Annotated in this window: 19 protein-coding genes; 9 read left to right on the plus strand and 10 right to left on the minus strand. The window is 63.2% G+C overall.

Annotated elements, in window-relative coordinates:
- Position 1 precedes the first annotated feature (1 nt).
- Genes nuoN through JHL16_RS07735 form a run of 3 tightly spaced genes read left to right on the plus strand, consistent with a single transcriptional unit; the run spans position 2 to position 3,848 of the window.
- A complete protein-coding gene (nuoN, locus tag JHL16_RS07725; protein ID WP_200184971.1) occupies positions 2-1,438 on the plus strand; it encodes an NADH-quinone oxidoreductase subunit NuoN in 1,437 nt (478 codons plus the stop codon).
- A complete protein-coding gene (locus tag JHL16_RS07730) occupies positions 1,438-2,184 on the plus strand; it encodes a biotin--[acetyl-CoA-carboxylase] ligase (RefSeq protein WP_200184290.1) in 747 nt (248 codons plus the stop codon). The genes nuoN and JHL16_RS07730 overlap by 1 nt, the downstream gene beginning before the upstream one ends.
- Positions 2,181-3,848, plus strand: coding sequence for a ribonuclease J (locus JHL16_RS07735; protein WP_200184291.1), 1,668 nt, complete (start codon positions 2,181-2,183; stop codon positions 3,846-3,848). Before JHL16_RS07730 ends, JHL16_RS07735 begins: the two co-directional genes overlap by 4 nt.
- A gap of 55 nt (positions 3,849-3,903) precedes the next feature.
- Here the strand turns inward: JHL16_RS07735 and JHL16_RS07740 are convergent, their stop codons facing one another.
- Complete coding sequence (locus JHL16_RS07740) at positions 3,904-4,167, minus strand: type II toxin-antitoxin system RelE/ParE family toxin (protein WP_478140737.1); 264 nt, start codon at positions 4,165-4,167, stop codon at positions 3,904-3,906.
- Positions 4,164-4,424 carry a CopG family ribbon-helix-helix protein gene (locus JHL16_RS07745; RefSeq protein WP_200184292.1) on the minus strand — a complete coding sequence of 87 codons (261 nt, stop codon included), beginning with the start codon at positions 4,422-4,424 and terminating at the stop codon, positions 4,164-4,166. The genes JHL16_RS07740 and JHL16_RS07745 overlap by 4 nt, the downstream gene beginning before the upstream one ends.
- Positions 4,425-4,540: 116 nt before the next feature.
- Between JHL16_RS07745 and parC the strand changes: the two genes are divergently transcribed.
- Positions 4,541-6,784, plus strand: coding sequence for a DNA topoisomerase IV subunit A (gene parC / locus JHL16_RS07750; protein WP_200184293.1), 2,244 nt, complete (start codon positions 4,541-4,543; stop codon positions 6,782-6,784).
- 121 nt (positions 6,785-6,905) lie between these two features.
- Complete coding sequence (locus tag JHL16_RS07755; RefSeq protein WP_200184294.1) at positions 6,906-7,685, plus strand: hypothetical protein; 780 nt, start codon at positions 6,906-6,908, stop codon at positions 7,683-7,685.
- Here the strand turns inward: JHL16_RS07755 and JHL16_RS07760 are convergent.
- From JHL16_RS07760 to JHL16_RS07780, 5 genes are all read right to left on the minus strand, one after another.
- On the minus strand, positions 7,672-8,379 hold the full coding sequence (locus JHL16_RS07760) for a hypothetical protein (RefSeq protein ID WP_137855243.1): 708 nt from the start codon (positions 8,377-8,379) through the stop codon (positions 7,672-7,674). The two genes, JHL16_RS07755 and JHL16_RS07760, sit on opposite strands and share 14 nt — an antisense overlap.
- A gap of 147 nt (positions 8,380-8,526) precedes the next feature.
- Positions 8,527-9,429 (minus strand): DMT family transporter, encoded by a 903-nt coding sequence (locus JHL16_RS07765; protein WP_200184295.1) that lies wholly within the window; start codon positions 9,427-9,429, stop codon positions 8,527-8,529.
- An 88-nt stretch (positions 9,430-9,517) separates the two neighbouring features.
- Complete coding sequence (locus JHL16_RS07770; protein WP_137855241.1) at positions 9,518-10,246, minus strand: arginyltransferase; 729 nt, start codon at positions 10,244-10,246, stop codon at positions 9,518-9,520.
- A 117-nt stretch (positions 10,247-10,363) separates the two neighbouring features.
- Positions 10,364-10,597 (minus strand): GlsB/YeaQ/YmgE family stress response membrane protein, encoded by a 234-nt coding sequence (locus tag JHL16_RS07775; RefSeq protein WP_420884522.1) that lies wholly within the window; start codon positions 10,595-10,597, stop codon positions 10,364-10,366.
- A 121-nt stretch (positions 10,598-10,718) separates the two neighbouring features.
- Positions 10,719-11,957: a threonine ammonia-lyase gene (locus JHL16_RS07780; protein WP_200184297.1), complete on the minus strand. Its 1,239-nt coding sequence runs from the start codon at positions 11,955-11,957 to the stop codon at positions 10,719-10,721.
- Positions 11,958-12,067: 110 nt separating this feature from the next.
- Here JHL16_RS07780 and JHL16_RS07785 point away from each other — a divergent pair, with 110 nt between their 5' ends.
- The 3 genes from JHL16_RS07785 to JHL16_RS07795 all read left to right on the plus strand — a co-directional run bounded on the left by JHL16_RS07785 (position 12,068) and on the right by JHL16_RS07795 (position 14,238).
- On the plus strand, positions 12,068-12,940 hold the full coding sequence (locus JHL16_RS07785; RefSeq protein ID WP_200184298.1) for an NAD(P)-dependent oxidoreductase: 873 nt from the start codon (positions 12,068-12,070) through the stop codon (positions 12,938-12,940).
- Positions 12,941-12,949: 9 nt separating this feature from the next.
- The gene (locus JHL16_RS07790) at positions 12,950-13,699 is read left to right on the plus strand and encodes a TSUP family transporter (RefSeq protein WP_200184299.1); all 750 of its coding nucleotides are present in this window, start codon (positions 12,950-12,952) and stop codon (positions 13,697-13,699) included.
- A gap of 71 nt (positions 13,700-13,770) precedes the next feature.
- Positions 13,771-14,238: a hypothetical protein gene (locus JHL16_RS07795; protein ID WP_200184300.1), complete on the plus strand. Its 468-nt coding sequence runs from the start codon at positions 13,771-13,773 to the stop codon at positions 14,236-14,238.
- A 2-nt stretch (positions 14,239-14,240) separates the two neighbouring features.
- On the opposite strand, the gene JHL16_RS07800 is transcribed toward JHL16_RS07795, so the two are convergent.
- The 3 genes from JHL16_RS07800 to JHL16_RS07810 all read right to left on the minus strand — a co-directional run bounded on the left by JHL16_RS07800 (position 14,241) and on the right by JHL16_RS07810 (position 17,774).
- Positions 14,241-15,980 (minus strand): adenylate/guanylate cyclase domain-containing protein, encoded by a 1,740-nt coding sequence (locus JHL16_RS07800; protein WP_200184972.1) that lies wholly within the window; start codon positions 15,978-15,980, stop codon positions 14,241-14,243.
- 85 nt (positions 15,981-16,065) lie between these two features.
- Positions 16,066-17,061, minus strand: a complete 996-nt coding sequence (hemB, locus tag JHL16_RS07805; RefSeq protein ID WP_200184301.1) for a porphobilinogen synthase — start codon at positions 17,059-17,061, stop codon at positions 16,066-16,068.
- A 35-nt stretch (positions 17,062-17,096) separates the two neighbouring features.
- Complete coding sequence (locus tag JHL16_RS07810; RefSeq protein ID WP_200184302.1) at positions 17,097-17,774, minus strand: extensin family protein; 678 nt, start codon at positions 17,772-17,774, stop codon at positions 17,097-17,099.
- Between the two features lie 341 nt (positions 17,775-18,115).
- Here JHL16_RS07810 and JHL16_RS07815 point away from each other — a divergent pair, with 341 nt between their 5' ends.
- A complete protein-coding gene (locus tag JHL16_RS07815) occupies positions 18,116-18,733 on the plus strand; it encodes a hypothetical protein (RefSeq protein ID WP_200184303.1) in 618 nt (205 codons plus the stop codon).
- Positions 18,734-18,917: the final 184 nt, after the last annotated feature.

Genomic DNA, 18,917 nt, shown 5'->3' on the forward strand with positions numbered 1-18,917 from the left:
GATGTCACTTCTCGATCACATTCAGGGCGCCGCCGCACTGCCGGAAATCTTCCTGGCGGTTGCCGCCATGGCCCTGCTCATGTTCGGCGTCTTCCGTGACAAGTCGGCCGACATCGTCAATATCGCCGCCATCATCGTGCTCGGCATCACCGTGGCTTTGGTGCTGGGCGGGGCAGGCGGGCGCCAGGAAGCCTTTGGCGGTGTGCTCGTTATCGACACCTTCGCCCGTTTCATGAAGGTGCTGACGCTGTTCGGCTCGGCGGTCGCCATCGTGCTCTCGGTCAATTTCATGAAGGCCGAGAAGATCGAGCGTTTCGAATATCCCATCCTCATCCTGCTCGCCACCACCGGCATGATGATCATGATCTCGGCCAACGGCCTGATCGCGCTTTATATGGGCCTCGAGCTGCAGTCGCTCGCCCTTTATGTCGTCGCCGCCATCGACCGCGACAAGGCGAAGTCCTCCGAGGCCGGCCTCAAATATTTCGTCCTCGGTGCTCTGTCTTCCGGCATGCTGCTCTATGGCGCTTCGCTGATCTATGGCTTTACCGGCCATGTCGGCTTTGCCGAGATCGCCCAGTCGATCAAGGCGGGCGAGCCGGGCCTCGGCCTGACTTTCGGCCTGGTCTTCCTCATCGCCGGCCTCGCGTTCAAGGTCTCGGCCGTGCCGTTCCATATGTGGACGCCCGACGTCTATGAAGGCGCCCCGACGCCGGTCGCCGCCTTCTTTGCGGCCGCCCCCAAGATCGCCGCCATGGCGCTCTTCGTGCGCGCCATGCTGGCGCCGTTCCCGTCGATCCTGCCCGACTGGCAGCAGATCCTGGTCTTCATCTCGATCGCCTCCATGCTGCTCGGCGCCTTCGCCGCCATCGGCCAGACCAACATCAAGCGGCTGCTCGCTTACTCCTCGATCGGCCATATGGGGTATGCGTTGATCGGCCTCGCCGCCGGCAGCCCGGAAGGCGTGAAGAGCGTCGTCATCTACATGACGATCTATCTGATCATGACCCTCGGCACCTTCGCCTGCGTCCTGGCGATGCGCCGCAAGGATGGCCAGGTCGAGAATATCAGCGATCTGGCGGGCCTCGCCCGCACCAACGGGCTGCATGCCTTTTTCCTCGCCGTCTTCATGTTCTCGCTGGCCGGCATCCCGCCGCTCGCCGGCTTCTTCGCCAAGTATTTCATCTTCATGGCCGCCATCAAGGCGAACATGATCACGCTCGCCGTCATCGGTGTGCTGGCGAGCGTGGTGGGTGCGGTCTATTACATCCGCATCATCAAGCTCATGTATTTCGACGAGCCGGTCGAGCGCTTCGAGCCGATGGTGACGGAGGTCAAGGCGGTTGCCGTGCTCTCCGGGCTCTTCGTGATCTTCTTCGTGCTGTTCCCGCAGCCCTTGAGCGCGCTCGCCGAAGCGGCGGCAGCGTCTCTGTTCTGATGGGATTGAAGGTCAGACTCCTCCAATTCGAGGCGATCGACTCGACCAATGCGGAAGCTCATCGCCTGGCGGCTGACGGCGAGCGGGGGCCTTTGTGGATCGTCGCCGACCTCCAGTCGCAGGGCCGCGGCCGTCTCGGGCGCCACTGGGTGTCCGAGCCCGGCAATCTCTATGCCACCTTCGTCTTCACGTTTCAGGGTACGGCGCTGACCGCGAGCCAGGTCGGTTTCGTGGCCGCGCTCGCCATCCGCGACACGGCGCTGGCACTGCTGCCGAAAAAAGCGCCGCCGGTCATGATCAAATGGCCGAATGACGTCCAACTCGGCGGCGCCAAGCTGTCCGGCATTCTGGTCGAGACGGTAGCGCAGCCAAGTGATGGGCGCATCACCGTGGCGATCGGCATGGGGCTCAATCTCGCCCATGCGCCTGAAGGCACACCCTATCCGGCGACGGCGCTCGCCCGTCATGGCGTCAGTGTCACGCCGCGCGAGGGTCTCGACGTGCTGGACGGCTCACTGTCCTATTGGCGGTCGGTGTGGCAGGAAGGCCGGGGTTTTGCCGCGATCCGCGAAAGCTGGCTCAAGGATGCCTCGGGGCTCGGCCAGGAATTCACCGCCACTGTCAACAACAGCGAGATCCACGGCCGCTTCGAGAGCCTGGGCGAGGACGGCGCCATGATCCTGGCGCTCGCCGACGGCAGCTTGAAATCCATTCATTCCGGCGAGGTTCAGGTCCGGCGCGCATGAACGCAAAGAAGAAATTCGATCACAGCAACGATCTCGTGCTGCTGCCCTTGGGCGGTGTCGGCGAGATCGGCATGAACTGTTATTGCTACGGCATCGGGCCAGCCGACGATCGCGAATGGCTGATGGTCGATCTCGGCGTGAAGTTCGGCGACGAGACCGAGCCCGGCATCGATATCGTGCTGCCCGAGCTCGGCTATATCATCGGCGAGCGCCGCCGCCTGTCGGGCCTCGTGCTCACCCATGCCCATGAGGACCATCTGGGCGCCGTCGCCTGGCTGTGGCCGCAGCTCAAATGCCCGGTCTATTGCACGCCCTTCGCCGCCCAGATCCTCGCCGGAAAACTGAAAGAGCGTGGTCTCGACGAGGACGTGCCGGTGCATGTCAAGCCGGTGGGCTCGCGCTTCGAGGTCGGCTCCTTCACGGTCGAAATGGTCAGCGTCAACCATTCCATCCCGGAACCGGCGGCGCTGTTCATCGAGACGAAGCAGGGCAGGGTCCTTCACTCCGGCGACTGGAAGATCGACCGCACCCCCATGATGGGGGGGCATTTCGACGAGAAGCGCTTCCGCGAGATCGGCGAAATGGGGGTCGACGCGCTGGTCTGCGATTCGACCAATGTCTTCCGCGAAGGGTTTTCGGTCTCGGAGGCCGAGGTGGCGGCAACCCTCGACCGTATCGTTTCGGAAGCCAAGAACCGCATCGCCATCACCACTTTTGCCTCGCATGTCGAGCGCATCTCCTCGGCCGTGGCGGCAGCACGCAAGGCCGGCCGCGAGGTCGTCATCGCCGGGCGCGCCATGCGCCAGACGATCGAGGCGGCGCGTACCTGCGGTTATCTGCGCGATGCCGGCGCCTTCCTCGATGAAGAGGCCTTCGGCTATCTGCCGCCCGACAAGATCATGCTGCTCTGCACCGGCAGCCAGGGCGAGCCCCGCGCCGCCATTGCCCGCATCGCCGAGGATACCCATCCGGCGATCGCGCTCGATGACGGCGATCTCGTCGTCTTCTCCTCCAAGACCATTCCCGGCAATGAGAAGGCGGTGAGCGCCGTCCATAACAATCTCGCCCGCCTCGGCATTGACGTCATCACCTCGGACGATGCCCTGGTGCACACCTCGGGCCATCCACGCCAGGACGAACTGAAGCTTCTCTATAGCTGGCTGAAGCCCCGCGCCTTGATCCCGATGCATGGCGAGCCGCGCCATTTGCTGCGCCATCTGGAGCTTGGCGAAGAGGCCGGCATCGAAGAGACGGTGATGGCCGAGAATGGCGATCTCATCCGCCTCTATCCAGGCCCCGTGCAGATCGTCGATGAGGCGCCCGCCGGCCGCCTGCATGTCGACGGCAAGCTCATCGTGCCGGTGGTCGAGGGGCCGGCCAAGTTCCGCCGTAAGCTGTCGTTCGTCGGCATCGTGGTGGCGAGCCTCGTTGTCGACCGCAAGGGCTCGCTCGTCTCCGACATCGAGATCATCGCCGACGGCCTGCCCGCCGGTCTCGAGGAGCGGCTGCGCGACGCGGCGGAAACCGCCTTCGAAAGCATGCCGCGGCCGCGCCGGGCGAGCGACGACACGGTGACCGAAACGCTACGCACCGCGATCCGGCGTGCCGCCGATGCCGAATGGGGTAAAAAGCCCATCTGCCGCATACTTTTGCACCGGTTGTAAACTTCACTCGATCATTTTGGCCATTCGCCAGGTGGCCAGTCGCGCGAGGTATGGATCACCCGCAGGATCGAGATTGTCTCATGCCCGGCTTGTGTCGTGACGGCGTAGGCAACGACATAGGGCAGGCGCGTAATAAGCTTTTCGTAGGTTCCGGCGATGCGCCCGGTCGTCCCGTGGCCATATGCCCAAGTGCCGTCGCCACATCGCGGATACGATCCGCCACGCGCGTGGCGGCGGCCGGATTGTCCGCCGCGATATAGGCGATTTGTGCCTTGAAATCGTCCAGCGCCGCGCGCGACCACTGGACAGGCCGCGTCACTTCCGGCCGCTCTTGACCGCCTTGATCGCGTCGTAGATCTCTGTCATTGCGGCATCATGCGGGACGACACGGCCTGCCTGGACGTCGGCCAAGCCGCGTTTGATGCCTTCGATGATTTCGAGTTCCCGGTCGACATAAGCGGAGACCGCTTCTGCCGCTAGGTACGACTTGCTGCGCCGCGTATTGCTGGCCAAGCGGTCCAGCTTTCGCTTGACCTCTGTGCTGACCCGAATAGTCATTGTCGTACTTGCGGTCATCGAGAAAGCCTTGTGATTATATGTACACATCTTAACACAACTGAGTGCCCGATGTAAAAGGGCCCCGAAATCCATACTGAATCCCGCCATCCACCCTCTGCTATACTGTCCGAATCATGAGCAAACACGCCCCTCCGCCGCAAGGCCCGAAAGACATTGAAGCCATCAATCTGCGCGACGCGCTGGAAGAGCGCTATCTGGCCTATGCGCTTTCGACCATCATGCACCGGGCGCTGCCGGATGTGCGCGACGGCCTGAAACCGGTGCATCGCCGGCTGCTCTATGCGATGCGGCTGCTCAAGCTCGACCCGGCCTCGGGCTTCAAGAAATGCGCCCGCGTGGTCGGCGACGTGATCGGTAAATACCATCCGCATGGCGACCAGGCCGTCTATGACGCGCTGGTGCGTCTCGCCCAGGATTTCGCGGTGCGTTATCCGCTCATCGAAGGGCAGGGCAATTTCGGCAATATCGACGGCGACTTCGCCGCCGCCTATCGTTACACCGAGGCGCGCCTCACCGATGTCGCCATGGCGCTGCTCGAGGGGATCGACGACGACACCGTCGATTTCCGCGATACCTATAATGGCGAGGACCGCGAGCCGATCGTGCTCCCGGGCGCCTTCCCCAATCTGCTCGCCAACGGATCCTCCGGCATCGCGGTCGGCATGGCGACGTCGATCCCGCCGCACAACGCCGCCGAGCTCTGCGACGCCGCGCTGCATCTGATCAAATTCCCCAACGCGACCGTCGACAAGCTGGTCAAATTCGTGCCGGGGCCGGACTTCCCGACCGGCGGCATCATCGTCGATGACGGCCCGACCATGCTCGAGGCCTATAAGACCGGCCGCGGCGCCTTCCGCGTGCGCGCCCGCTGGACGCAGGAGGATATCGGCCGCGGCGGTTGGCAGATCATCGTCACCGAAATTCCCTATCAGGTGCAGAAGGGCAGGCTCATCGAGCGCATTGCCGAGCTGATCACGGCGAAGAAGCTGCCGCTGCTGGCCGATCTGCGCGATGAATCGGCCGAGGACATCCGCATCGTCTTCGAGCCGAAGAGCCGCACGGTCGATCCGCAGCTCCTGATGGAGCAGCTGTTCCGCAACACCGAGCTCGAGGCGCGCATTCCGCTCAACATGAACGTGCTCTCGCATGGCCGGGTGCCGAAGGTCATGTCGCTGCGCGATGTGCTGCGCGAATGGCTCGACCACCGCAAGGACGTGCTGATCCGGCGCTCCAACTTCCGCCTGGCCGAGATCGCCCGCAGGCTCGAGATCCTCGGCGGCTATCTCATCGCCTATCTCAATCTCGACGAGGTGATCCGCATCATCCGCACCGAGGACGAGCCGAAGGCCGTCCTGATGAAGCGCTTCACGCTCACCGACACGCAGGCGGAAGCCATTCTCAATATGCGCCTCAGGGCTCTGCGCAAGCTCGAGGAAATCGAGATCCGCCGCGAGAACGACGCGCTCAAGAAGGAGGAGGCGGGCCTCAAGAAGCTCGTCAAGTCCGAGGATGCGCAATGGGAGCACATCACCGGCGAGATCAAGGAGACCAAGGAGAAGTACGGCAAGAAGACCCCGCTCGGCAAACGCCGGACCGATTTCGCGCAGGCGCCCGAGATCGATCTCGACCTCGAGCAGGCGATGATCGAGAAGGAACCTGTCACCGTGGTCTGCTCCGACAAGGGCTGGATCCGGGCCATGAAGGGCCATCTCGAAGATACGTCCGGCCTCGTCTACAAGGAGGGCGATACGGCCAAGTTCGTCGTCAAGGGCGAGACGACCGACAGCATCATGCTGTTCTCCTCATCGGGGAAGTTCTTCACCTTGGACGCGGCGAAATTGCCCGGCGGACGTGGTCATGGCGAGCCGGTGCGTCTGATGGCCGATCTCGAGGCGACCGACACCATCGTCGCATTGTTCGTCCACAAAGAAGGCCGCAAGCTGTTGCTGGCGGCAACCGATGGCTCTGGCTTCGTCGTGCCGGAGGACGAATGCCTGGCCAATACCCGTAAGGGCAAGCAGGTCATGAATGTGAAGATGCCGGTCGAGGCGCAGGTCTGCCGTTTTATCGAGGACAATGCCGATCACATCGCCACGATCGGCGAGAACCGCAAGCTTTTGATCTTCAAGCGCGCCGAAGTCCCTGAAATGTCACGCGGAAAGGGCGTCCGGCTGCAGAAATACAAGGATGGCGGACTGTCCGACGCTGTCGGCTTCAAACTGAAGGAAGGGTTGTCCTGGGTGGATGCGTCGGGCCGCAACTTCAATGTCAGCGACCTCAAGGAATGGATCGGGGAACGGGCCCAGGCCGGCAGGCTGCCGCCCAAGGGCTTCCCTAAGGCCAACAAGTTTGGTTAAGATTTCCTCAAGGACTAGCCATTAATGGATTCTTCAATCCGTTGCTTGAAAAGCGTGGGTATTTACTACAGCTATAAGGCATAGTGGAAAAGGCGCGAAAAGGGATTGGAGTAGCCGCCGCATGCGCACAACAGGCGCGACCGAGACGGAAGTTTCCTGGATCTATCGGGGCCAGCCTCTGGCCGCGCAGGAAATGCTCGCCCATGCGCAGACGCCTGAATTCGAGCTTCTCGACCGCCAGGGCTTCGTCAAGATCGAAAGCTCAGCCCGCGGCACCAAGATCGAATGGTCGGTTTTCTCGCCCAACTGGGCCTCGCTCTATTTCGCCATGGAGTGGCTGCACACTTATCCGGGCCCTTACAACCTGCGCTATTATCTCTCTGGCTGGTTCGACGAGAAGTATAATGATGTAAATGCGGCCCGCAACCGCATCGATATCATCATCGGCAAGAGCGACATCCATCTCACCCGGCATACTTTCGTCACCGAGGCCGATCCGCATCGCGCCAATATCCCGGATCTTCTCAAGACCGCGCTCGATGACGGCGCCGTCAATCCGAAATTCGCCGTCGACTGTATTCTCGACGAGACCTCGGGCAAATTCAGCGTCGAGCGGGTGGGGCAGAAATCCGAGATCGCACGGCTCTGGGGCATGAACCCGGTGTCCTTCCCCTGTCTCACCGGTCATTCCTATGACCAGGTTGTGAGCGCCGCCTATCGTAAGGTCGTGCTCACCGACCGGCCGCATTACGACCATATCATCGCGGCCATGTCGGCACCCGACTCGACCGTCTTCTGGTGCCCTTATCAGCGCGTCATCCTTCCGCACCGCTTCGACGGCAACCGCAAGGGCGTCGTGGTCGTCTCCAAGATCGGCCCGGTCGATATCAAGGTAATTTAGACGCTTCCTCGGCGATCATGAATTCGAGGTGAGTGCGCTCGGCCAGCATCAGCCATTCCGTGGGCTCTGCACCCGCCGGCTGCCATTCGTCATGCCATTTGAGGAAGCCGCGTTCCTGTAACGCATAGCCGCCGCGCGCCGCATGCCCATGGGTCACGAACGCCTTGCTGGTCAGCGCCCATACGGCGTCGGGATGCCATTTGACCAGCGCGATCAGCATGCCGAGCTTGAGGAAGTGATCGAACCATTCGCGCTTCTTCATCGCTTTGTTATCGATCCACGCCTCGCCGTGATAGACGAGGCCGCCCTTGAGGAAGCGTGAGCGGGAGTGCTCGGGCGGCTCGATCGAGGAGGGCATCACCAGCTCCTGCCGCTTGATATAGAGGCCGGCCATCCAGCCCAGCGCCCATTCGGCGAGATTGGTATGGACGATGTCGAGCCGGAAGGCTTGCAGAGATACAACATCAGTACCGTTGAGCTTCGCCATCATCCAGAAGGCGCGCGAATTGTCGAGCTGAGTGATGGAAGGGTCGAACATCGGCGAGACCGCGGTGCCGCGCTTGCTCTGCCGGACCTCGATGAAGTCGTCGAAGTCGGAGGAGCAGGTGATGGTGAGGCCGAATTCCTCCGCCTTATCCAACATATGGACGACGACACGGGCGGCTCCGAGCGGATCGGTCAGGCAGGTTGTCATGATTCCCCTTTCACGACGCAATATATCGGGCCGATTAATCAATCGGTGCAAGGAGTCATGAAAATTTTGGTAAAATCTGACGGTTCTGCCGTCAAGCTGTCCCGGATCGCGGCCGTTTCAGATGGCTTCCACCTGACGTGACGATCATCATGCGCCGGCGGTGGCGACGCGGCTGCGCGCGCCCGACGTCAGCCGCCAGATACTGTGGCCGAGCAATGTGCAGAAGATGATCGCACCGCCAAGGCAGGCTTCTTTCGTCGGAGTCTCACCGAAGATGAGCCACATCCAGAGCGGGGTCAGGATCAGCTCGAGCAGGAAGAACATCGCGACTTCCGACGCCGGCAGGTAACGCGGTCCGATGATCAGCAGCGCCATGGCGACCGGCACGACCATCAGCGCATTGATGGCGAGCCAACCCCAGCTGATCGGGGGAAGCGCCGCGGGCGTGGCCCAGAAGGCGGCGATGCAGGCGGAAGCGAGCGACCCGATGGCGAGGCTGGTCATGATGTTCTTGCCGCTCCAGCGCGCCGCCGTCAGTGTGACAGCCATGCAACAGGCGACGCCGAAGGCCAGGAGGTCGCCGGTGCTGGTGCCGGACTTGTGGCCGCTCCATCCGATGATGCCGACGCCAGAGAGCGCCAGGGCGATGGCGAGCCAGGTTTGCCAGGGCACGTGCTCCTTGAGCACGATCCAGGCGAGCACGGCGCAGATCACCGGATTGAGGCCGATGATGAAAACGAGATTGGCCGCGGTGGTTTCGGTCACTGCCGCCAGGAACATGAGATTGGCGAGCGTGCTCGAGATGGCGGCGATGATGCCGGCGCCGCCGCTGATATAGGAGACGCTGCCGCGCCAGCCGCGTTGGAAGACCATCCACAGGATGGTCATGGCGAGAAAGAGCAGGAGGCCCCGGGAGAACATCAGGGTCCATTTGTCGGAGGCTGCGAGCCGGATGAGCGGAACGTCGAAAGTGAACAGCACCGCCCCGATGGCGGTCAGCAAGAGGCCCCGGCGATGATCATCGCTGGGCGATGGAAGAGACGGTCGCATGCACTATCCCGGTCGCTCACTTGGCGTAATTCTACTACAGGCTAAAATCGTAACAGGAAGTAAAGGCTCTTCAAGATTGCACTCGCGGTCAGTTATGGCGTACCCAGCCATCCATGGTCAGCCGTTCCTGCGGGAGGAAGCGCGCTTTATAACTCATCTTGCGCGATCCTTGAACCCAGTAGCCGAGATAAAGATAGGGCAGGCCGAGCTTCCGGGTACGTTCGATGTGATCGAGTATCATATAGGTTCCGAGGCTCCTATGGGCGAGATCCGGCTCATAGAAGCTGTAGATCATCGACAGCCCGTCCGACAGCACGTCGGTGATGACGCAGGCCACCAGCGCGTTTTCGCCGATGTCGGTCGATGAGCGGTATTCGACGACCCGCGTGTCGACGAAGCTGTCATCCACCATGGCGGCGAAATCGAGCGCCGTCATGTCGGCCATGCCGCCATCGGCATGGCGCTCGTCGATATAGCCGCGGAACAGGGAATACTGCTCGGCCGTCGCCTTGGCGGGCTTCACCGTGCCGGTGAGATCGGTATTGGCCTTGATGATCTTGCGGAAAGACCCGGTGGGGATGAATTCCTTGACGCAGACCCTCACCGACACGCAGGCCGAGCAGCCGTCGCAGGCCGGCCTATAGGCGATATTCTGGCTGCGCCGGAACCCGGCTTGCGACAACTGGGTGTTGAGCTGGCGCGCTTCGGTGCCGATCAGATGGGTGAAGACCTTACGTTCGACGCGGCCGGCCAAATAAGGGCACGGCGCCGGCGCGGTAATGAAGAACTGCGGAAAATTGCGCCGCTCGATCGTCACTCTGGCCGTCCTGCACTCTTGCTCATGCCCCTATCATGCCGCCGCTTTTGGCAGAAGCAAGGCTTGACATGTTTTGGCTCTCCGGGGGTACCCGCCGGGCCCCCCCAGAGAGGGAGATCAACCCTGGTTGGCCTTGATCAGCCGGTATACGTAGATGAGGACACAGGCGCCGATGATCGCGACGATCAACTGGCCGAGCCAACCCCCCAAGCCCACGCCGACGAGCCCGAGAAGGAAATTGCCGACGAGCGCGCCGACGATCCCGAGCACGATGTTCATGATGAGGCCCGTATCGAACTTCATCACCTTCTCGGCGATCCATCCCGCGAGGGCGCCGAGAATGATGGACATGATCCAGCCCATTCCTTCCATGATTTTTACCCCTTAAGTTCATTTCTGAATCAGTAGGCGGTAGCAGGGGAAATCTGCGCCCCCTTGCCGTTCGGCACAAGCCTGAATGTCGGGGGAGGGGTCAGCCCCGCCGGACGGTCTCGCGTCCGCCCGGCGCGTCGAGAACCCGGGTCGAAAAGCCCTCCGCCTCGATCCGTGCCACGATTTCATCGGCATGCGGACCATCGCGGGTTTCCACCATGATCTCGAGTTCGGCGCCCTTGGCCGGCACGTCGAGGAACATGCGCCGGTGCGAAACTTCGAGGATATTGGCGCCGAGCTGGCCCAGGAGCGTGGCGATGCGGCCGAGCACTCCCGGCCGATCGTCGATCTGGATGCGCAGGTTCACAATTCTGTGTTCGCGCTCGAGCTCGCGCAGGATGATGGAGGCGAGGATGCGCGGATCGATATTGCCGCCGCACAGAATGAGCCCCACCTTGCGGCCGCGGAAATGTCCTGGATCGGCAAACACCGCGGCGAGCCCGGCAGCGCCCGCGCCTTCGGCCAGCGTCTTCTGATGGGTGAGATAGGCCATGACGGCGCGTTCGATATCGCTCTCGCCGACGAGGCGCACATCGTCGACATATTGCTTGGCGATGGTGATGGTGCGCTCGGTGACGTTCTTGACCGCGATGCCTTCGGCCAGTGTCGAGCCGCCGCATTTGGCCGGCTGCCCGCGCAGCGCATGATACATCGACGGGTAGAGCTTCACCTCGACCCCCAGCATCTCGACATCGGGCTTGATATGCTTGGCGGCGATCGCCGTGCCCCCGATGATGCCGCCGCCGCCGATCGGAACCACCATGACGTCGAGATCGGGCTGGTCCTCCAGCATCTCGATCGCGATGGTGCCTTGCCCGGCGATGACCTTGTCGTCGTCATAGGGATGGATGAGGAGGTAGCCCTTGTCCTTGACCAGCGTCTCGGCGGTCACCTGGCTTTCGGCCAGCGTTTCGCCGGAGAGGATCACATGCGCACCATGGGCGCGGGTACGCTCCACTTTGGTCGAGGGTGTCGTCTCCGGCATCACGATGGTGGCCGGGATGCCGAGCCGCTTGGCGTGATAGGCGACCGCCTGGGCATGGTTGCCGGCCGACATGGCGATGACGCCGCGCGCTCTTTCGGCATCGGTCAGGCTCGACATCTTATTATAGGCGCCGCGGTCCTTGAACGAGCTGGTGACCTGGAGATTCTCGAACTTCACATAGATGTCGGCACCGGTGATGTCGGACAGCTTGTCCGCCCTGATGAGCGGCGTGCGCACGACATTGCCCGCGAGGACGGTCCGCGCGTTCTCGATGTCCTTGAATGTCACCGCCATTGCGTCTCACATTGCTCGTTTGTCTTTGTCGCCCGTTTCTAATATTTATCGGCGCTCGCCACCACCTCTATCCGCCGTTCCGGCGTCAACCCGCGACATGGAGTGTAAGAATGAGCCAAAGAGCAGCCTGGATCGGCTTGGGCGTCATGGGCTATCCGATGGCCGGCCACCTCAAGAGCAAGGCCGGCATTCCCGTGACGGTCTATAACCGCACCGGCGCCAAGGCGGAGAAATGGGCGGCACAGTTCAGCGACAAGACCGCGCCGACGCCCGCGGAAGCCGCCCGCGATGCCGATTTCGTCTTCGCCTGTGTCGGCAATGACGATGATCTGCGCCAGGTGACGACCGGGCCTGATGGCGCCTTCCAGGCCATGAAGAAGGGCGCCGTCTTCGTCGACCACACCACGGCTTCGGCCGACGTCGCCCGCGAGCTCCATGCCGCCGCCTCGGCCAAGGGCCTGGGCTTCGTCGACGCGCCGGTCTCGGGCGGCCAGGCGGGAGCGGAGAATGGCGTGCTCACCGTGATGTGCGGGGGTGAGCAGGGCGATTTCGACAAGGCGGCGCCGCTCATCGCCCATTATTCGCGCATGTGCCGGCTGCTCGGACCGACGGGTTCGGGCCAGCTCGCCAAGATGGTCAACCAGATCTGCATCGCCGGCCTCGTCCAGGGGCTTTCGGAAGCGGTTAATTTCGGCATGAAGGCCGGCCTCAATATGGAGGCGGTGGTCGAGGTGATCTCCAAGGGGGCGGCCGGCTCCTGGCAGATGGAGAACCGGCACAAGACGATGATCGCCGGCAAGTTCGATTTCGGCTTTGCCGTCGACTGGATGCGCAAGGACCTCGGCATCTGTCTCGCCGAGGCGAACAATAATGGCGCGTCTTTGCCGATCACGGCGCTCATCGACCAGTTCTATGCCGACGTCCAGAAGATGGGCGGCAAGCGCTGGGACACGTCGAGCCTGATCGCCCGGCTGCAGCGCTGATCCAGTCCCGTGGTCGACGGCGGATTGTTTTTCTATGCGGCGGCCTTGGTGGCCGCCGTTCTCGTCGGCGCCTCGAAAGGCGGCTTGCCGGTCGTCGGCATGCTGGGCGTGCCGGTGCTGGCGTTGGCGACCTCGCCGGTCCATGCCGCCGGTTTGCTCCTGCCGATTTTCGTGGTGACGGATGTCTTCGGCCTGTGGGTCTATCGGCGTGAATTCGACCGCCGCAACCTGATGATCCTCATCCCGGCGGCGACTTTGGGCGTCGCTATCGGCTGGGCCACCGCGTCCCTGGTCTCCGACCGGCTGGTCACCTTGCTGGTCGGCGTGATCGGCCTTTCCTTCTGCCTGAACTACTGGCTGCGCGGTCGTCACGCGGTCACGCCGCACCGGGCCGATGTCCCGCGCGGCGTGTTCTGGGGCACGGTGTCGGGCTTCACCAGCTTCGTCAGCCATGCCGGAGCACCGCCCTATCAGATGTATGTGCTGCCGCAGCGCCTCGACAAGATGATCTATGCCGGCACCACGACGATCCTCTTCGCCGTCGTCAATGCGGTGAAGCTCGTGCCTTATTGGGCGCTGGGCCAGCTTTCGCTCGCCAATCTCAAGACCGTCGCGGCGCTGTTTCCCTTCGCAATCGCCGCCACCTTCGTCGGCGTCAAGCTCACCCGCATCCTCCCGCAGGATCTCTTCTACCGCCTGGTGATCGGGGCGCTTTTCCTGGTGTCGCTGAAGCTCGTCTATGACGCTGCACTTGGCTAGTCACAACTGACACTCCCTTGGCAAGAGCGGGCGCTATGCCTTGCGCATGTGCGCAGCAAGGGAGAGCGACGATGGGCGAGGCGAATGGTGTACGTGATTTCGATTTCTTCATCGGCCGGTGGAATGTCGTCAATGAGCGTCTGAAGAAGCGCTTCGTGGGATCGGATGAATGGGAGACCTTCGCCGCCACATCGGATTGCCGCGCGCTCCTCGGTGGTGCCGCGCATATCGATGAGATCGATATTCCGGCCCTGTCTCTGTCGGGCATCAATCTGGGGGCTTTCGATGCCAGTGACGGAAGCTGGTCGCTGCATTGGATGGACAGCCAGCGGCGCGTGTTCTTTCCACCGGCGCATGGCCGCTTCAAGGGCGGGCGCGGCATATTCTATGCCGACGACACCGACGACGGGGTGCCGGTGAAAGTCCGCTATCTATGGCTTGCCAGCGAAACCGCTCCGCGCTGGGAACAGGCGTTCTCCCGGGATGAGGGACAGAACTGGGAGACCAATTGGATCATGAACTTCACCCGCGCAGATTGACCTCATTGCGGCAAGCCGGCGCGGATCAGCGCCTCGCGGTGATGCTCGGCATCCTCCGGGCGCTTATAGGGAAGGGTCGCCAGATAAGCAGCGACGGTGAAGTTCTGGTTGAGGGCCAATGTCTGGCGGCGGTGCAGCTCGGCTGACGCTGGATCGCCGGTCATTGCCGCCGCTGCGGCAAGGAAGGCATGGTGAAACTGATCGGGCTTGCTGATATGGCGGAAGGCCTCGATGGCCTCGGCATATTGGCGGGCGGCGAAATAAGCGCGGCCGAGATGGTTCCAGAAGCGCTCGGGATGGTGCGGGTTGAGCCGCATCGCCTTTCTGATCCAGTCGATGCCTTCCTCGGGCTTTCCGGCCCAGGTCAGATATTCACCTTGCTGGACGACGATGAGGTCATTGTTGGGATTGAGACCGAGGGCGCGCTCCTGATGATAGCGCGCCGCCTCGTGTTCGCCGCGATTGAGGCTGATCGCCGCCAGGATGCGGTGCACGTCGCTGTCATTGTCGTCGAGATTCAATGCGGTCCCGAGCTCGGCGACGACCGTGTTCCAGGCCGTCTCGCGGTCGGGGCACCAATTATACATCCAGGACTGGCCGACGATGCAGCCGCGCCAGGCATGCGCATGGGCGTAATTGGGATCGAGGGCGAGTGCCTTCTCGACCATCTTCTGCGCCTCCGTATTGGCGTCGAGGGTCGAGCGGTGATGCAGCACCTTGGCCGCCAGCAGATATTCATAAGCGCGCATATTGCTCGTCGGGCTGCGCTGCACGCGCTCGGTCGCCGCCGCCTCGACCCGCCCCGACAGCGTGGCCACGATCGAGGCGGTGACCTCGTCCTGCATGGCGAAGATATCGGTGAGCTCGCGGTCATAACGCTCGGCCCAGACATGGCGGTCGGTGCGGGCGTCGATGAGCTGCACGGTGATGCGCACCCGGTTGGCGATCTTGCGCACGCTGCCTTCGACCACATACTGCACGCCGAACGCCTTGGCCACCTCCTGAACATTCACCGCCTTGCCCTTATAGACGAAGGTGGAGTTGCGCGAGATGACGAGCAGGTCATGGAAGCGCGAGAGCGCGGTGATGATGTCCTCGGTCAGCCCGTCGGCGAAGAACTCCTGGTCGGGATCGCCGCTCATATTGGCGAAAGGCAGCACGGCAATCGACGTGGCGCCGCCGTCGCCCGCCAACGGGGCGGGCAAGGGTAGGGGCGGCACCAGGGTCTCGTCGAGCGCGATATGGAACACCCGGAGCGGCCGCGAGATGTTCTTCATCGGCTGCTCGCCCTGATCCTCGAAAGTGAGATCGAGCTTGTGCGCAAGCTCGTCCCTGACGGCCTGGCTGACGGCGATACCGCCCGGCTCGGCGAGCACCTGCAGCCGCGCCGCGATATTGACCCCGTCGCCCAGCACATCGTCCTCCTCGACGATGATGTCGCCGAGATTGACGCCGATGCGGAAGCGGATCTGCCGCTCGGCGTCTACATCGGAATTGCGCCTTGCCATCCGCCGTTGGATCTCGACCGCGCATTCGACCGCATCGGTGGCGGAAGCGAATTCGACCAGCATGCCGTCGCCAGTGGTTTTGACGATCCGGCCATGCGTCTTGGCAATGGCGGGATCGATGAGCTCCAGCCGGTGGGTCTTGAGCCGCGCCAACGTTCCCGCTTCGTCGAGTTCCATGAGTCGGCTATAGCCGACCATGTCGGCGGCGAGGATCGCCATCAGACGGCGCTGCACAGCGGGTTGCTGCTTCATAGGGGCACCCGTGCCGGATGTCCCCGAGTATCCTCCCGCCCGCGGTCGCGGTCAACAATGCAGGAGTCTACAGATTCTTCAGCCGCTTCGCTGCGTCGAGCGCGAAATAGGTTAGGATGCCGTCGGCGCCGGCGCGTTTGAAGGCCATGAGGCTTTCCAGGATCACCTTGTCGGGATCGAGCCAGCCATTCTGGCACGCCGCCATGATCATCGAATATTCGCCCGACACCTGATAGGCGAAAGTCGGTACACGGAAGGTCTGCTTGATGCGCGTGACGATGTCGAGATAGGGCATGCCGGGCTTGACCATGATCATGTCGGCGCCCTCGGCGATGTCGAGCTCGGCCTCGCGCAGGGCTTCGTCGCCATTGGCCGGGTCCATCTGATAGGTGCGCTTGTCGCCCTTGAGCGCGCCCGTCGAGCCCACCGCATCGCGGAAGGGCCCATAGAAGCCCGAGGCGTATTTGGCGCTGTAGGCCATGATCTGCACATGGGCGAAGCCGCGAGCATCGAGCGCCTCGCGGATGGCGCCGATGCGCCCATCCATCATGTCGGAGGGTGCGATGATATCGCAGCCCGCTTCAGCCTGGACCAGCGATTGCCGGCACAGGACCTCGACGGTCGCATCATTGACGATCGTGTCATTGCGCAAGAGCCCGTCATGGCCGTGGCTGGTATAGGGGTCGAGGGCGACATCGCACAGCACGCCGATCTCCGGCACCGCTTGCTTGATGGCGCGCACCGCCTTGCAGACGAGATTGTCGGGATTGAGCGCCTCATCGCCGTCTTCGCTGCGCAAGGAGGGGTCGGTATAGGGAAAGAGGGCGATGACCGGGATGCCGAGCTCCGCGGCCTCTTTGGCGGCCTGGGCGGCGAGATCGACCGAAAGCCGCTCGACACCGGGCATCGAGGGGACCGGAACACGTGCCTTGGTGCCTTCGGTCACGAAGATCGGCCAGATGAAGTCGGCGGGCGAGAGGGTGTTCTCGGCGACGAGCTTGCGCGACCAGGGGGTGCGCCGGTTGCGGCGCAGGCGGGTGGTGGGGAAACGGGCGTTGGACATGGTGGCGCGCAAAATAGAGAGGTTTCGCGTGGGCCTCAACGGCACATCTTGAAGCGGCCCGGACGCAGTTTCATCAGGTCGACATGGAAATGATCGCCGTGATAGCGGTCGGCGCCGGGACCCAGCACGGTGTTGAAGTAGCTGCAGGCGCTCTTGCGCAGCGCCTTCATGAAATTGCCCTTGGCCGACAGCCCGATCTTCTGCAGGAGGCCGCTGGCACCGCCGGCGACGGTGACCTGCGCCGATTTGCTGAAGTCGAAGGCAGCGATGTCGAGCGCATTGGCGCGCGCATGCTCGGAGAGCTTGCCGGTGCTGGCATTATTGCGCCGCCGGCAGGCATAGGAGGAGGCATTGCGCACCCCGATCACGCTGGCACCCACCCGCTTCTTCGCCTCGGGCTGCACCGACTGGGTGAACCAGGCGTTGAGCGCCACGGCGAAGTCGCAATTGACGGTGGCGGGCGGATCAATGCGGATCTGCGCCACTTCGGCGATGGCGATGGGGGCGGGGGTGCCGCAGCCGCCCGGCTCGCCGATCGGCTGGTCGGGGCGCCAGATCAGATCCAGTCCGGCCAGCATCTTCTCGCAGGCTGCCCGGGCGGCCAGGACATCCGCTTTAGGCCAGGCGCCGGTGCTCTGGGGCCAGGCCTTCCGGGGAATAGCGGTCGTGCCCGGCTTGCCGGCCCGGCCGGGCTTGGCGCGTGGCAGTGGCACTACTGGAGCATTGGCGAGCGAGGTTTCCGCAGAGGGCGGCGCCGGCTTGGCGCGCGGGATAGGGGCACTGGCGTGGGCTGTCGTTACGGCAAGAGTTGCGGTCAGCAGGATAAGACCGATCCCGCCCAGGCTCTTCCGCCCGTGAAATTCGTTAACCAATGCCCGAACTTGCCCCTGGTCTTTGAATCGAATTAACCGATGCCCGTTAGCCTTTCCGTCGCAATTGAATGGGGCCTTTTCGAGATCGGACGATGCTGCGGTTCGTGAAACTCTTCATCTCCCTGCCAATATTGACGCTCCCGCTCTGGGACGCGGCGCCTCAGGCGCGAGCGGAAGTCGTGATGAGCCAGATCGACGCCCTGCGCCAGCTCGCCAAGAGCAGCGCCGCCAACAACAAATGCCATTTCCTGCCGGCGCCCGAGGCCGAGGAACTCTCCGGCTATCTCGCCCGCGCCGAAATCGCCGCCGCCAGCCGCCAATCGGTGGGCGAGGCCCGCTCCGCGATCTCGCTCGGCAAGACGCTGGGTGGCAGCGCCGCCTGTTCGGCCAACACATCGGATGAGGTCAAGGCGACGCTCGATGCCGCCCGTCAGGTCGTGGCAGCGACGGCCAAGCCTGCAGAAGAAGCGGACGAGGACACGATCGTCGAGGCGCCGGTGGCGACCGATCGCAGTCGGCTGATCGCCGCGCCCAAACCGCGTAATGCGAGCCTTGCCGAATATGGTCAGCAGGCTTTCGCCTATTTCGTCGAGCGGCGCTGCGAGTATCTCTCGCATCGCGACGTGCGGGCCTTCTGGGCCGCGGTGGTGCGCGAGCATCGCGCGGCGCTGAGCGCCTATGGCCGCCGCGCCGTGGTGCGCACCGTGAGGCGTGCCGAGGCGGAAGCCGATCGCATGGAATGCGGCGCCAGAAGCCGCCAGATCGTACGGGCCGAATACACGAGGCTCGCCGGCTACTAAATAACGAAGCTCCAAGGGGAGAGCGGGGAAGTAGCGCGGGGTCCGTCCGGGGGGACGGGCTCCGCGCACCGCTTTCAAGCCATACGCATGAAACCGATTCCGGTTGCGCGCATCACGCGCACATCTTTGTGACCGGCGTTTCTGCGTCCCCGCTCCCGAGCGATCCGTTATCGACGATGTGCGC

It is taken from the genome of Taklimakanibacter albus, from assembly GCF_016595235.1.
Lineage (GTDB): Bacteria > Pseudomonadota > Alphaproteobacteria > Rhizobiales > Aestuariivirgaceae > Taklimakanibacter > Taklimakanibacter albus.